The following is a 13447-nucleotide window of genomic DNA, read 5'->3' as shown; positions in this document are numbered from 1 at the left end:
CCCCGGCGTGGGGGCCGCCCGTGGCGCGAGCAGGGCAGGTCAGGACGTGCGCGTGGCCCCGAGGTCGACCGGGACGCCGACGGGACGGGCCGCCTTGATCTCGACGGGCGGCAGGTGCTTGGCCGGCAGCGTCTTCGGGCGCCACCCGGCGCGCGACTTCTCGAACTCGGTGATGTCGGCCTCGTGCTGGAGGGTCAGGCCGATGTCGTCGAGGCCCTCGAGCAGGCGCCAGCGCGTGTAGTCGTCGACCTGGAAGGGGACGACCACGTCGTCGCACGTGATGGTGCGGCTCTCCAGGTCGACGGTCACCTCGGTGCCCGGGCGGGTCTCGAGGATCTTCCAGATGAGCTCGATGTCCTCCTGCGAGGCCTGGGCGGCGAGCAGCCCTTGCTTGCCGGAGTTGCCGCGGAAGATGTCCGCGAAGCGGGCGGACACGACGACCTTGAAGCCGTAGTCCTTGAGCGCCCACACGGCGTGCTCGCGCGAGGAGCCGGTGCCGAAGTCGGGGCCCGCGACCAGGACGGAGCCCGAGCGGTACGCGTCCTGGTTGAGGACGAACGACGGGTCGCCGCGCCAGGCCGCGAACAGGGCGTCCTCGAACCCGGTGCGGGTGACCCGCTTGAGGTACACGGCGGGGATGATCTGGTCGGTGTCGACGTTGCTGCGACGCAGCGGCACCCCGACGCCGGTGTGCTGGGTGAACTTCTCCATGATGGGTCTCTCGTTCTCGTGGTCCGTCGGGGTCAGACGAGCTGCAGGTCGTCGAGCGGGCTGCCGTCGGGGGCGACGACGTCGGGGCCCAGGTCGGAGACCGACGAGAGCGTGCCCCGGATGGCCGTCGCGGCGGCGACGAGCGGCGAGACGAGGTGCGTGCGCCCGCCCTTGCCCTGGCGTCCCTCGAAGTTGCGGTTCGACGTGGACGCCGAGCGCTCCCCCGGCGCCAGCTGGTCGGGGTTCATGCCCAGGCACATCGAGCAGCCCGCGTTCCGCCACTCCGCGCCGAAGTCGAGGAAGATCTGGTCGAGGCCCTCGGCCTCGGCCTGCAGGCGGACCCGCGCCGACGCGGGCACGACCAGGACGCGCACCGAGTCGGCCTTCTTGCGGCCCCTGACCAGCTTGGCCACCGAGCGGAGGTCCTCGATCCGGCCGTTGGTGCACGAGCCGATGAAGACGGTGTCCACGGCGATGTCGCGCAGCGGCATGCCGGGCGTCAGGCCCATGTACTCGATGGCCCGCTCGGCGGTCTGGCGCTCGTCCGCGTCGGCGATCTCGGCCGGGACGGGGACGCTCGCCGACAGCGGCAGCCCTTGGCCCGGGTTGGTGCCCCAGGTCACGAAGGGCTCCAGGTCGGCGGCGCGGAGCACCACCTCGGCGTCGAACTGCGCGTCGTCGTCCGAGCGCAGCGTCTTCCAGTACTCGACGGCCTCGTCCCAGTCGGCGCCCTCGGGGGCGTGCGGGCGGCCCTTGAGGTACTCGAAGGTCGTCTCGTCGGGGGCGATCATGCCCGCGCGGGCGCCGGCCTCGATGGACATGTTGCAGATCGTCATGCGGGCTTCCATCGACAGCGCCCGGATCGCCTCGCCGCGGTACTCGAGCACGTAGCCCTGCCCGCCACCGGTGCCGATCTTCGCGATGATCGCCAGGATGATGTCCTTCGACGTGGCGCCCGCGGGCAGCTCGCCGTCGACGGTGATGGCCATCGTCTTGAACGGGGCCAGCGGCAGCGTCTGGGTGGCGAGCACGTGCTCGACCTCGCTGGTGCCGATCCCGAACGCGAGGGCGCCGAACGCGCCGTGCGTCGAGGTGTGCGAGTCGCCGCACACGACCGTGAGCCCGGGCATGGTCAGCCCGAGCTGCGGTCCGACCTGGTGCACGATGCCCTGGTCCGCGTCGCCCAGGGAGTGCAGCCGCACGCCGAACTCGGCGGCGTTGTTGCGCAGCGTCTGGATCTGCGTCCGGCTCGTGACGTCCGCGATGGGGCGGTCGATGTCGAGCGTGGGGGTGTTGTGGTCCTCGGTCGCGAGCGTCAGGTCGGGCCGCCGGACGGGGCGCCCCGCGAGCCGGAGTCCTTCGAACGCCTGCGGGCTCGTGACCTCGTGCACGAGGTGCAGGTCGATGTAGAGGAGGTCGGGCGCGCCGTCGGCGCCGCGGCGCACGATGTGCGCGTCCCAAACCTTCTCTGCCAGCGTGCCGGCCATGTCGTGTCCTCTCGGTGTACCCCGATGGGTGGTTACGGGGTGGTATCTACTCGACTCACTTGCATCTCAGTGTGCGAGACGGCAATATCGACCTATGGACAACTCTAGCGGAGTCGGCGTCCTGGACAAGGCAGCGTCCGTCCTCAGCGCCCTCGAGGCGGGACCGGCGACCCTCGCCCAGCTCGTCACTGCCACTCACCTCGCACGCCCGACCGCCCATCGCCTGGCTGTCGCGCTCGAACACCACCGGCTCGTCGCCCGCGACATGCAGGGCCGGTTCGTGCTCGGCCCGCGCCTGTCGGAGCTCTCCACCGCCGCCGGGGAGGACCGGCTGCTCGCGGCCGCCAATCCCGTCCTCACGGCGTTGCGCGACCACACCGGTGAGAGCGCGCAGCTCTATCGCCGCCAAGGGGACCAGCGTATCTGCGTGGCCGCAGCGGAACGCCCGATAGGCCTGCGCGACTCCATCCCCGTGGGCGCCACCCTGACGATGCAGGCCGGCTCCGCCGCGCAGATCCTGCTCGCGTGGGAGGAGCCCGACCGGCTGCACCGCGGCCTGCAGGGCGCGAAGTTCACGGCGACGATCCTCTCGGGCGTCCGCCGCCGCGGCTGGGCGCAGTCGGTGTCGGAGCGCGAGGTCGGCGTCGCGTCCGTCTCGGCCCCGGTGCGGGGGCCCTCAGGCCGCATCGTCGCCGCGGTGTCCATTTCCGGCCCGCTGGAGCGCCTCTCGCGCCAGCCCGGGCGGCTGCACGCGGGGGCCGTGGTCTCCGCGGCCAACCGGCTCACCGAGGTGCTGCGCCGCACCGGCGAGTAGCGCGCGAGGGCGCGCGACGCGCCACGATCCACCGACGGGACCAGAGGACGGCTGAGGCCGGCCACTGGTCCCGTCGTGCTTCCCCGTCGTGCGGCACGGACGGGACGCGCGGACGATGGCGGGAACAGCACCCAGCCGGAGGTGGGAACCGTGACCGAACGCCCTGAGCGCCCCCAGTCCCCCGAACCCGAGCCGCGGGCGCCCGACCCACACGCGCGGGCCACCGTGGACAGCGCGCTGCGACTGGTCAAGGGCTTCAGCGATGCCGACCGCGCCGAGATCGTCGCCGATCTGCACCGCCTCGAGCCGTTCCTCGAGGGCTACACCGCCGAGCAGGTGGACCTGGCCCTGGACCGCAAGGACGAGACGCACCGGGTCCAGACCGTCACGCTGGTGCTCAGCGTGGCGGGCGAGCCCGAGCTGGTGGCGAACGCCGAGGACGCGGACCCGCGACGGGCCCTGCACCACGCGCGCGACGAGCTGGCCGCCCAGCTCCGCACCCGCAAGGGCCAGCGCGAGCAGCACCAGCGCGACCCTGGCCGGAGGTGACGGACGCCACAGTCGCACTCGGTGGCCGATCGTCGGTCCTGTGACGCAGGACACGCGGGCATCGCCGCCTGTGTCGACGACAGACGAGCGTGTCGGCGTCGGCGTCGCACCGAGTTCCCGGCAACGAGAAAGGCCCGGCCACCTGACGGTGACCGGGCCTCTCGACGTACCCCCGACCGGATTCGAACCGGCGCTACCGCCGTGAGAGGGCGGCGTGCTAGGCCGCTACACAACGGGGGCCTGTGACACTTGAGCCTGCATCCTCCGAGTTGCCTCGGTGGCTGCCGGGTGACGAGTCTACCGGATGTTCTCCGGGAGCCTTGCCAACCGCTGGGGTACCAGGACTCGAACCTAGACTAACTGAACCAGAATCAGTCGTGCTGCCAATTACACCATACCCCATGGGGTATGACTCCCACGCTGCCATCCGCTCCTGACCTGCCCTGAGACCGGTCCTGTGCGGGTTTCCCGTGGTTGCCCTACCGCCGGGAAACACTACCCGACCGATCGGGCCGCTCCAAACCACGACGTCGAGGCGAGCCTCACACGAGCCTTTCGCACCCCTCTCCCAGGGCCGACGGCGGGGCGGTGCTACAGCCCGAGCACGGAGGGCAGCTCGGCCAAGGATCCGATCACGACGACGCCGGCCGCGGTCGCCGCGTCCACGGCCTCGTCGGCGAGGGGGCGTCGGCGTGACCCTGGCCGGTCCACCCACACGCCCAGCAGCCCCGCGCGGACGGCTGCGACAGCGTCCACCTCGAGCTCGTCTCCCACGTACGCGGTGCGCGACGCCTCCGAGCCCAGCCGCCGGCACGCCTCGAGGAAGACCTCGGGGCGCGGCTTGCCGAAGCCGAGGGTGTCGATGCCGACCAGCATGGGGACGGTGTCCCCGAAGCCGGTCCTGGCGAGCTTCGCAGCCTGGTAGGCGGTGCCGGCGTTGGACAGCGCGCCCACCGCGACGCCCGCGTCGAGCAGCGCGCGCACGGCCTTCTCGGCGTCGTCGAGCGCCCGCCACGAGGACGAGAACCCCTCCTCGAAGAGCGCGTCCCAGGCGTCGTACCCGGTGTCGTCCAGCACCGGCCCGCCGAACGCCGCGTGGAGCTCGTTGGCCCGGGCCATGCGCTGGCCCCGGTAGGTGGCCTCTCCGCGGGTGTAGGCCGCGTAGTGGTCCCCGGCGTCACGGCGCCAGGCGGCCACCACCTCGTGATGGCGCTCGGGCCCGAGGTGGGGCAGGTAGTGCCGGGCCGTGCGGGCCAGGGCGCTGGTGAAGGCGCCCCGGGTGTCGACGAGGGTGTCGTCGATGTCGAACAGCACTCCGTCGACGCTCATCGCGCCTCACCTCCGGTCGTTCCGTGTCCCGGCCCGGGGGCTCCCGGACGAGGGGTTGCAGCGGGCGGCAGGCCGCGGCCCGGCCAGCCGCCGAGGACCTGCCGCTGGACCCCCGCCCGGTCGGCATGGCGGACCACCACCCACCCCGCCGTGGCGAACGCGGCGACGTCGAGCAGCACCACCCATGGCGACGCGGACGTGACCCCCAGGGACGCCTCGAGGTCCCCGTAGGCGATCGCCACGGCGAAGGCCACCACGTTGTTCACGGCGTGCACCGCGATCGCCCCCTCCAGGCCGCCCGTGCGCCACACCAGGACGCTCGCCACGAGCCCGAAGGCGAACCGGTCGGCGAACAGCCACGGGTCCTGGGCGCCGTGGGCCAGCGCGAACAGCGTCGCCGAGACCAGGGCGGGCAGCACGACGGCGACGCGGGGGCTGGCGCACCACGACCCGATCGCCTGGCTGAGCCAGCCGCGGAAGAAGTACTCCTCCCCCGCCGCCTGCAGCGGGGTGGTGAGCAGCACGACCAGGGCCAGGGCGGGCCACTGCGGCTCGGGGGCGAAGGAGGCCAGGTCGCCGAGCGCGCCCGACGCCGCCGCGTCCACCGCCACCCCGATGAGCAGAGCGGGCACCAGCACGAGGGCGGCGCGGGTCGTGGACGCCAGCAGCAGCGGCCAGCGCACGCGGCCCGCCACCGAGGAGACGAACCCCGGGCGCCACCGCTGCCCGGCCCACACGGCCAGCCCTGCCACGGGGATGCCCGCCGCCAGGAGGAGGTTGGTCGAGAGCAGCCCCCACGGGCTCACGAGCCACGCGTCGTCGAGCATGGACGGGCTGCCGGACGCACCGCCCATCTGCAGCAGGGCGGACACCGCCAGCACGAGGGTCAGCGCGATCAGCCCCACCAGGCCGACGCCCAGCACCACGGCGACGCCCAGCAGCGGGCGCCACCAGCGGTGCCAGGGGCCGCGCAGGGCCTGCGGGTACGGCCGCGGGCCCCACGCCTGGGCCGGCGCCCCCGGGGCCACGGGCAGAGCAGGGCCCGGCCCGGGCGGGCCGACGGGCGGCGGCCCGCCGGTCACCGACACCCTCCGGTCATCGACGCCCGCCCACGCTCACAGGCTCGAGCGGAGCGCGGCGATACGGGCCAGCGTGGACTCCTTGCCGAGGATCTCCATCGACTCGAACAGCGGCGGGGACACCCGGCGGCCCGAGAGCGCGGTGCGCAGCGGCGTGTACGCGAACCGGGGCTTGATGCCCAGCCCGTCGACCAGCGCGGCCTGCAGCGCCGCCTGGGTCGCCTCCGTGGTGAACGCGTCGGCCGGGATCGCCTCGAGCGCCGTCGTCGCGGCGTCGAGCACGGCCGGGGCCTCCTCGCGCAGCCCGGCCCGGGCGTCATCCTCGACCACCACCGCGTCGTCGGCCACGAAGAAGAAGCCGAGCATGCCGGGCGCCTCGCCGAGCAGCGTCATGCGCTCCTGGACCAGGGGCGCCGCCACGTCGAGCAGCGCGCGGTGCTCGGGCGCCAGATCCGCGTAGGACGACGCCGGCACCAGGCCCGCGGCGTGCAGGTACGGGACCAGCCGGTTGCGGAAGTCGTCCGGCGCCAGCAGCCGCAGGTGCGCGGCGTTGATCGCCTCGGCCTTCTTCAGGTCGAAGCGCGCGGGGTTCGGGTTCACGTCCGTGATGTCGAACGCGGCCACGAGCTCGTCCACCGAGAAGATGTCGTTGTCGGGCGAGATCGACCAGCCCAGCAGCGACAGGTAGTTGAGCAGGCCCTCCGGGGTGAAGCCGCGCTCGCGGTGCAGGAAGAGGTTCGACTCCGGGTCGCGCTTGGAGAGCTTCTTGTTGCCCTCGCCCATGACGTAGGGCAGGTGGCCGAAGGCCGGCATCACGGTGGCGACCTCGATGGCCAGCAGCGCCCGGTAGAGCGCGACCTGCCGCGGGGTCGAGGACAGCAGGTCCTCGCCGCGCAGCACGTGCGTGATGCCCATCAGCGCGTCGTCCACGGGGTTGACCAGCGTGTACAACGGCTGGCCGTTGCCGCGCACGATCACGTAGTCGGGCACCGAGCCCGCCTTGAACGTGATGTCGCCGCGGACCAGGTCGGTGAAGGTGATGTCCTCGTCGGGCATCCGCAGCCGCAGCACGGGCTCGCGGCCCTCGGCGCGGTAGGCGGCCTTCTGCTCGTCGGTGAGGTCGCGGTCGAAGCCGTCGTAGCCGAGCTTCGGGTCGCGCCCGGCGGCGCGGTGGCGGGCCTCGATCTCCTCGGGGGTCGAGAACGACTCGTACGCGAAGCCCGCCTCGACCAGGCGGCGCGCCACGTCACGGTAGATATCCATGCGCTGCGACTGACGGTAGGGCTCGTGCGGGCCGCCCACCTCGACGCCCTCGTCCCAGTCCAGCCCGAGCCAGCGCAGCGCGTCGAGCACCTGGAGGTAGCTCTCCTCCGAGTCGCGCGCCGCGTCGGTGTCCTCGATGCGGAAGACGAACGTGCCGCCCGTGTGCCGCGCGTAGGCCCAGTTGAACAGGGCCGTGCGGATCAGCCCGACGTGCGGGGTGCCCGTGGGCGAGGGGCAGAAGCGGACACGGATCGCGGAGCCGGTGGGGGCGTCGGAGGCTGCAGAAGTCACGACGCCCAGCCTATCCGCGTGCGCTGCCACCTCGCCCCGGCCGCTTGAGCGCACACAGGGCCACCTCCCGAGACAACGACGGGAGGCGGCCCCTGTGGCACGTCAGGCGCGGCGCAGCACCGGGTTGCGCAGCACGCCGATGTCCTCGACCTCGACCTCGACGATGTCGCGGTCCTCGATCCGGCTGACCCCGGCGGGGGTTCCGGTGAGGATCACGTCGCCGGGCAGCAGCGTGAACACCTCGGAGATGTACGAGACGAGGTACGCGACGTCGAAGATGAGCTGCGAGGTGCGGCCGTCCTGCTTGAGCTCGCCGTTGACGCGCGACCGCACGGCCAGGTCGTCCACGTCGAGGCCGGGCACGATCCAGGGGCCGATGGGGCAGGACGTGTCGAAGCCCTTGGCCCGCGTCCACTGCGAGTCCGATCGCTGGGCGTCGCGCGCCGAGACGTCGTTCGCGACGGTGTAGCCGAACACCTGGGCGAGCGCGTGCTCGGGGGCCACATTCTTGGTGACCTTGCCGATCACCACGGCCAGCTCGGCCTCGTGGTCGACGTGCTCGGTCCACTCGGGCAGCACGATCGGGTCATCCGGGCCGATCACCGCGGTGTTCGGCTTGAGGAAGAGCAGCGGCGCCGGGGGCAGCTCGTTGCCCATCTCGGCGGCGTGGTCGGCGTAGTTGCGCCCCACCCCGACGATCTTGGACCGCGGGATGACGGGGGCGAGCAGCCGCACCCCGTCGTCGTCCAGCGGGATCCGCTCACCGGTCGGCTGTACCGGGGTGTAGATGGGGTCTCCGGTGATGACCAGCAGCTGCTCCGAGCCGGGCTCTCCGTCGACCAGGGCGTAGCGGGGGTCGTCCCCCGTGGTGAACCTCGCGATGCGCACGAGCCAACCCTAGATCAGGCATGGCGCCTCAGCCGCGCCTGATCAGCCAGCCGGTCAGACGCGGGCGATGACCTCGCCGTGCAGGATCGTGAACCAGCCGTCTTCGGCCCGGCCCCACTCGCGCCACGCCTCGGCCAGGTGCTCGAGGCCCACGTCGTCCGCGAGCCCGTACTCGATGGCCTGCGCGGCGAAGTTGGACGCGACCGCGCGATCGGCCCACAGCTCGGACCACCACGTGCGGTCCTCGGGGGTGGCGTAGCACCACACGCCCGCGCCGGGCTCGATGCCGGCCGGGTCGAATCCCGCCTCCCGGACCCAGCTCTGCAGGCGGCGGCCCGCGTCGGCCTCGGCGCCGTTGGCCTGGGTGACCTCGTGGTAGAGCGCGAGCCACTCGTCGAGGCCGGGCGACTCCGGGTACCAGGTCATGGCGGCATAGTCGGCGTCCCGCACGGCGACGACGCCGCCGGGCTTGGTCACCCGCTTCATCTCCCGCAGCGCGGCGACGGGGTCGGTGAGGTGCTGCAGCACCTGGTGCGCGTGCGCCACGTCGAAGGCGCCGTCCGCGTACGGCAGCTCGTAGACGTCGCCCACCGTGAACTCGGCGTTCTCGACGCCCGCCTCGGCGGCCGCCTCCCGCGCCGCGTCGATGACCGCGGCTGACCGGTCCAGCCCGATGATCTGGGCGGGCGCCACACGACGGGCGAAGTCGATGGTGATGGTGCCCGGGCCGCAGCCGACATCGAGCACCTTGACGCCGGGCTGGAGGTGCGGCAGCAGGTAGGCGGCGGAGTTCTCCGCGGTGCGCCACCTGTGCGAACGCAGCACGCTGTCGTGATGCCCGTGGGTGTAGACGTCTTGCTTGGCCTGGGTGCTCACACGCCACTGTAATCCGGACACGCTCCCCCGTTTCAACCGCTGGACCTGATCGTCTTCAAGGATGAGATCTTGCGCCTGGCCGGTCGCCGTCGGCGGACGGGCTGCCGCGCCGCGCCGCCTACCCTGGAGACGTGAGACAGCCCGTGCACGCCGAGCAGCTCGCGGCGTCCGAGTGGCGCCGCCGCGCCATCGCGCACCAGGCGCGGGCCGACGCGCTCACCGCGCCGCACCGCACCCGCAAGGCGAGCGGCGAGCGGCACCCCATCGACGACTTCCTCTACGACTACTACACCGTCAAACCCTCGCTGCTGCGCCGCTGGCACCCCGGGCCCGGCATCGTCCTCGCCGCCGCCCAGGACGGCCCGGCCGAGCACGCTGGCTGGCGCTGGTACCGGGCCGACGACGATGGCGCCGTGGCGCTCGACGTCGCGGCCTTCCTCGCCGATCGCGGCGACACCGTGGCCCACATCCACGAGCTGCTCGCGGCCACCGCGGCCCGCCCCGCCCACACCGGGTGCTTCGGCCTGCACGAGTGGGCGATGGTCTACCGGCAGGACGACACGCGCCGCCGCCACTCGCTGCCGCTGCGCCTCGGCCGCGAGGGCACCGACGCGGTCGTCGAGAGCCACCCGCTGCGCTGCACCCACTTCGACGCGTTCCGCTTCTTCACCCCCGACGCGGTCCCCCGCAACCGCGACCTGCTGAGCCGCGACACCCAGGTGGCGACCGAGCAGCCCGGCTGCCTGCACGCCAACATGGACTGCCTCAAGTGGGCCCTCAAGCTCGGTCCCGCGACGCCCGGCGACCTGCTGCTCGACTGCTTCGAGCTCGCCCGCGACATCCGCACACTCGACATGCAGGCCTCCCCCTACGACGTCTCCTCACTCGGCGAGCCGGCCGTCGCGATCGAGACCCCCGAGGGCAAGGCCGAGTACGTGCGGCGTCAGCGGGACTTCGCGGCGCGCGCGAACGTGCTGCGTGCTCGACTGCTGGCCTCATGCGACCGCGCCCTCCACCCGTTCCACGCCGGCGCCGCCCTGCGGCAGGGCGGCTAGTCGGGGTACTCGCCCTCGGGCACGAGGTTCGCGCCGAGCTCGACGGCCAGCATCCGCAGCGGGGCGATGAGCCGTTCCCAGGACCGGGCAGTGGGGTCAACGGGCTGGATGTGCACAGCACGCACAGCGCCGTCGTGGGTCGCGACCATCACGTGGGCGACGCCGTCCGGGTGCTCGAACTCGGCTCCCCCCAGGAGGGTCGCCGCGTCGAGGCCCTTGAAGCCGCCCTCGGCGAGAGCAGCGGCGATGCGGTCGGCCGACAGCGGGTCAAGCAACCACGGCTCGTCCTCAAGCCCTGCCCCGGGCCCTCTCGCGAGGATCAGGCTCTCCCAGTCCTCGTCACCCTCGTCGTCCGCACCGCGCGCCCGCGCCCGAGCCGGGGGCGGGGGCGGGGGCGGCTCGTGCAGCCACGCCTGGGCAGGGGTGACGCGGGCGATCATCGGCATCGAAGGCAGCGCCAGGTCCAGGTAAGGGCGAAGCACCGAGGCCAGGCGCTCCTGACGCGCGGGAACCAGGCCCCGGGGGCAACGTGCAATCAGGGCGCTGCGCAGCCGGTCAGGCTCGACCGTGCCCTTCCTCACGTGCGCGCCCGCGAGAGCGCCCAGAGTGGCGGCGAAGATGACCGACCACTCGCCGCGGCGGCCCGGCCCGGACGGCCACCCGGGAAGGAAGACCGCCGGTTGGTGATGGAGATTGTCGATGACCCCAGGGCTTCGGTAGACGCCCCAGTACGACTCGGGAACAAGCCGCGCCAAAACCAACCGGACGTAGTGCACCAGCCGGTCGCCACCCACCAGCGATTGCCGGGATCGTTCCAGTTCTGCCGTGAGGTCAGGCCCGCTGATCTTGGGGAACAGCGAGGGCACCAGCCCTTCCGTGAGACCGAGGAAGTCCGCCCGCGCAAGGTCCAGATACCACTCCAGCAACGGGACCAGAGAGTCAACGGAGGCGTCCATCTGGTCGAGTGGCCCGCCCGTCTGGTCCATCCACGACGCCAGTTCCCGCAGCAGGTAGGGCTCACGAGCGACCACATGCTCACAGAACTGTGCCGCCTGCGCTGACGACAGCTCATCGAAGTCCATACTCACCTCGGCGAATGGCGCACATAGGGGACGTCTGACTTGTGAAGGTTGCCCAGGAGCCCTTGTCGCAGACCGACGACCTTCAGGACTCAGTCGGTCTCGTCGACAGCGAACTTGAGGTGTTGCGGATTCTGCCGTCGGCGGCCCACCGGTAGCGTGCGCAGCGTGGAGCGTCTCTGGGGGGTCGACGTCGCGCGGGGCCTGGCCGTGCTGGGCATGTTCACCGCGCACTTGGCGCCCGGGCGCGCCGGGGACCCCTGGCCGCTGGGCGCCGTGCAGGTCGCGGACGGCCGCTCAGCGGCGATGTTCGTGGTGCTCGCGGGAGTGTCGGTGGCGTTGCTGTCGGGTGGCGCGCGGCCCGTGGAGGGCGAGCTGCTCGCGCGGGCCCGGCAGCGCATCGCGGTGCGAGGCGCGCTGATGGTTCCGATCGGCCTGGTGCTGGAGCTGCTGGAGGCCCCGCTGGCGCTGATCCTGCTGCAGTACGCGCTGCTGTTCGTGCTGGTCCTGCCCTTCCTGGCCCTTCGCGTGCCCGCGCTGCTGGCCCTGGCCGGCGTCGTGGCGCTGGTGGCCCCTCCCCTGGTCTTCGCCGCCCGTGACCGGCTCGCGGCCGCCCCGCTTGGCGGCGAGGCCGTCACCGACCTGCTGGTGGGGCCGTACTACCCGGTGGGGGTCTGGTTCGCGTACCTGCTCGTCGGGCTGGCCGTGGGCCGCTTGGATCTGCGTGAGTCCGCCGTCCGCCGACTATTGGTCCTGGTCGGAGCGGCGATGGCGGTGGGCGCGCACACCGTGTCGTGGGCGTGGCAGCAGGCGGCGCCGTCGGGCGACCTGGTCCGGCTGATCACCACCGAGCCGCACGCGAGCACGACGTTCGAGGTCGTCGCGAACACGGGGGTCGCCCTCGCCGTGCTGGGCATGTGCCTCATGGCGCAGGACGCCGCGCCCCGGCTCCTGACGCCCATCGCCGCCACGGGCGCCCTCGCGCTGACGGCGTACGTCGGGCACGTGGTGGCGATCGGCGTGCTCGGCAGCGCGGTGGTGTGGCAGCCGCGCGCCTCGACGTGGGCGGCGTTCATCGTGGTCGCGGTGGTGCTGTGCACCGCGTGGCGGTCGTGGCTGGGCCGTGGGCCGCTCGAGCGGGTGCTGCACGAGGTCTCGACCCGTGTGGCGGGCGGCGTCGAGCCCTGCCCCGACGGGGTGGCCGCCCCCGCGGCGCCGCGGCAGGGCTGAGCGCGTCCAGGCCTGGTCGGCTGCGGGTCTCGAGCGCCCGGGCGTCCCCCTCGGCCGCCCGGGCGCTCAAGACCAGTCGAGGAGGCGCTCCCCCTGGTCGACCCGGCTGCCCGGATCGACGTGCCGCGCCACGGACTCGGGCTTCCCCTCGAGCACCACCACGGGGCACACCGACGACCGGCCTCCGCGCTCGACCTCCGCGGGGTCCCACGTGACCAGCGGCTGGCCGGCCGTGACGTCGTCGCCCTCGGCCACGTGCAGGGCGAACCCCTCCCCCGCGAGCTGCACGGTGTCGATGCCCAGGTGGACGAGCACTGCGACGGCGCCGTGCGCCTCGTCCCCCTGGACCACGAAGGCGTGCGGGTGCAGCTTGACCACCCGCCCGCTGACGGGAGACACCACGGCCGCGCGTCCAGCGAGGTCCGGCCTGATCGCCACCCCGGGCCCGACGAGCTCCTCGGCGAAGACGGGGTCCTCCACGTCCGCGAGCGCCATGACCGTCCCCGAGATCGGCGCCAGGATCGTGACGGCCATCAGCGCAGGTCCTCGATGTCCGAGGCGAGCGTGTCGGCCTCCGGGCCCACCACCACCTGCACCACATTGCCGGATGCCACGACCGCGATCGCCCCGGCGGCGCGCAGGGCGCGCGAGTCGACCCGAGACCCGTCGACCACCTCGACCCGCAGCCGGGTGATGCAGGGCTCGAGGTCGAGGATGTTGGCGTCCCCGCCGAGCGCCTCGACGATCCGCACCGCCTTGCTGGTCGCCACTGGCTCACTCATGTCCCGCTCCCTCT

At 72.8% G+C, this 13447-nt stretch carries 14 protein-coding genes and 2 tRNA genes; 4 read left to right on the top strand and 12 right to left on the bottom strand.

Annotated features, from left to right (window positions below; genetic code table 11):
- Positions 1 to 39: 39 nt before the first annotated feature.
- Positions 40 to 711, bottom strand: a complete 672-nt coding sequence (gene leuD / locus NP064_RS05445) for a 3-isopropylmalate dehydratase small subunit (protein ID WP_227570582.1) — start codon at positions 709 to 711, stop codon at positions 40 to 42.
- A gap of 32 nt (positions 712 to 743) precedes the next feature.
- A complete protein-coding gene (gene leuC / locus NP064_RS05440; protein ID WP_227570581.1) occupies positions 744 to 2198 on the bottom strand; it encodes a 3-isopropylmalate dehydratase large subunit in 1455 nt (484 codons plus the stop codon).
- Positions 2199 to 2292: 94 nt separating this feature from the next.
- On the opposite strand from leuC, the gene NP064_RS05435 reads away from it, so the two are divergent.
- Entirely contained in the window at positions 2293 to 3012 is a 720-nt protein-coding gene (locus NP064_RS05435; RefSeq protein WP_066587483.1) for an IclR family transcriptional regulator, read from the top strand.
- 150 nt (positions 3013 to 3162) lie between these two features.
- Complete coding sequence (locus tag NP064_RS05430; RefSeq protein WP_227570580.1) at positions 3163 to 3561, top strand: hypothetical protein; 399 nt, start codon at positions 3163 to 3165, stop codon at positions 3559 to 3561.
- 167 nt (positions 3562 to 3728) lie between these two features.
- On the opposite strand, the gene NP064_RS05425 is transcribed toward NP064_RS05430, so the two are convergent.
- The 7 genes from NP064_RS05425 to NP064_RS05395 form a co-directional block, all read right to left on the bottom strand.
- A tRNA-Glu gene (locus NP064_RS05425) sits at positions 3729 to 3801 on the bottom strand.
- 90 nt (positions 3802 to 3891) lie between these two features.
- Positions 3892 to 3963, bottom strand: a tRNA-Gln gene (locus NP064_RS05420).
- 189 nt (positions 3964 to 4152) lie between these two features.
- Positions 4153 to 4890: an HAD family hydrolase gene (locus NP064_RS05415; protein ID WP_227570579.1), complete on the bottom strand. Its 738-nt coding sequence runs from the start codon at positions 4888 to 4890 to the stop codon at positions 4153 to 4155.
- Positions 4887 to 5978: a CPBP family intramembrane glutamic endopeptidase gene (locus NP064_RS05410; RefSeq protein ID WP_227570578.1), complete on the bottom strand. Its 1092-nt coding sequence runs from the start codon at positions 5976 to 5978 to the stop codon at positions 4887 to 4889. Before NP064_RS05410 ends, NP064_RS05415 begins: the two co-directional genes overlap by 4 nt.
- Positions 5979 to 6005: 27 nt before the next feature.
- On the bottom strand, positions 6006 to 7523 hold the full coding sequence (gltX, locus tag NP064_RS05405; RefSeq protein WP_227570577.1) for a glutamate--tRNA ligase: 1518 nt from the start codon (positions 7521 to 7523) through the stop codon (positions 6006 to 6008).
- 102 nt (positions 7524 to 7625) lie between these two features.
- A complete protein-coding gene (locus tag NP064_RS05400) occupies positions 7626 to 8411 on the bottom strand; it encodes a fumarylacetoacetate hydrolase family protein (RefSeq protein ID WP_227570576.1) in 786 nt (261 codons plus the stop codon).
- Between the two features lie 54 nt (positions 8412 to 8465).
- The gene (locus NP064_RS05395) at positions 8466 to 9287 is read right to left on the bottom strand and encodes a methyltransferase domain-containing protein (RefSeq protein ID WP_227570575.1); all 822 of its coding nucleotides are present in this window, start codon (positions 9285 to 9287) and stop codon (positions 8466 to 8468) included.
- Positions 9288 to 9418: 131 nt separating this feature from the next.
- On the opposite strand from NP064_RS05395, the gene NP064_RS05390 reads away from it, so the two are divergent.
- The gene (locus NP064_RS05390; RefSeq protein ID WP_227570574.1) at positions 9419 to 10342 is read left to right on the top strand and encodes a 3-methyladenine DNA glycosylase; all 924 of its coding nucleotides are present in this window, start codon (positions 9419 to 9421) and stop codon (positions 10340 to 10342) included.
- Here the strand turns inward: NP064_RS05390 and NP064_RS05385 are convergent.
- Positions 10339 to 11424 carry a hypothetical protein gene (locus tag NP064_RS05385; RefSeq protein ID WP_227570573.1) on the bottom strand — a complete coding sequence of 362 codons (1086 nt, stop codon included), beginning with the start codon at positions 11422 to 11424 and terminating at the stop codon, positions 10339 to 10341. The two genes, NP064_RS05390 and NP064_RS05385, sit on opposite strands and share 4 nt — an antisense overlap.
- A gap of 165 nt (positions 11425 to 11589) precedes the next feature.
- On the opposite strand from NP064_RS05385, the gene NP064_RS05380 reads away from it, so the two are divergent.
- Positions 11590 to 12651 carry a heparan-alpha-glucosaminide N-acetyltransferase domain-containing protein gene (locus NP064_RS05380; RefSeq protein WP_227570572.1) on the top strand — a complete coding sequence of 354 codons (1062 nt, stop codon included), beginning with the start codon at positions 11590 to 11592 and terminating at the stop codon, positions 12649 to 12651.
- A gap of 66 nt (positions 12652 to 12717) precedes the next feature.
- On the opposite strand, the gene NP064_RS05375 is transcribed toward NP064_RS05380, so the two are convergent.
- Positions 12718 to 13185 carry a PTS sugar transporter subunit IIA gene (locus NP064_RS05375; RefSeq protein WP_227570571.1) on the bottom strand — a complete coding sequence of 156 codons (468 nt, stop codon included), beginning with the start codon at positions 13183 to 13185 and terminating at the stop codon, positions 12718 to 12720.
- A complete protein-coding gene (locus tag NP064_RS05370) occupies positions 13185 to 13433 on the bottom strand; it encodes a PTS sugar transporter subunit IIB (protein WP_227570570.1) in 249 nt (82 codons plus the stop codon). The genes NP064_RS05375 and NP064_RS05370 overlap by 1 nt, the downstream gene beginning before the upstream one ends.
- Between the last annotated feature and the right edge of the window lie 14 nt (positions 13434 to 13447).

The organism is Cellulomonas chengniuliangii, from assembly GCF_024508335.1.
Classification (GTDB): Bacteria; Actinomycetota; Actinomycetes; order Actinomycetales; family Cellulomonadaceae; genus Cellulomonas_A; species Cellulomonas_A chengniuliangii.
Note: the sequence above shows the minus strand (reverse complement) of the source record. Positions and strands in the feature narration are given on the sequence as shown.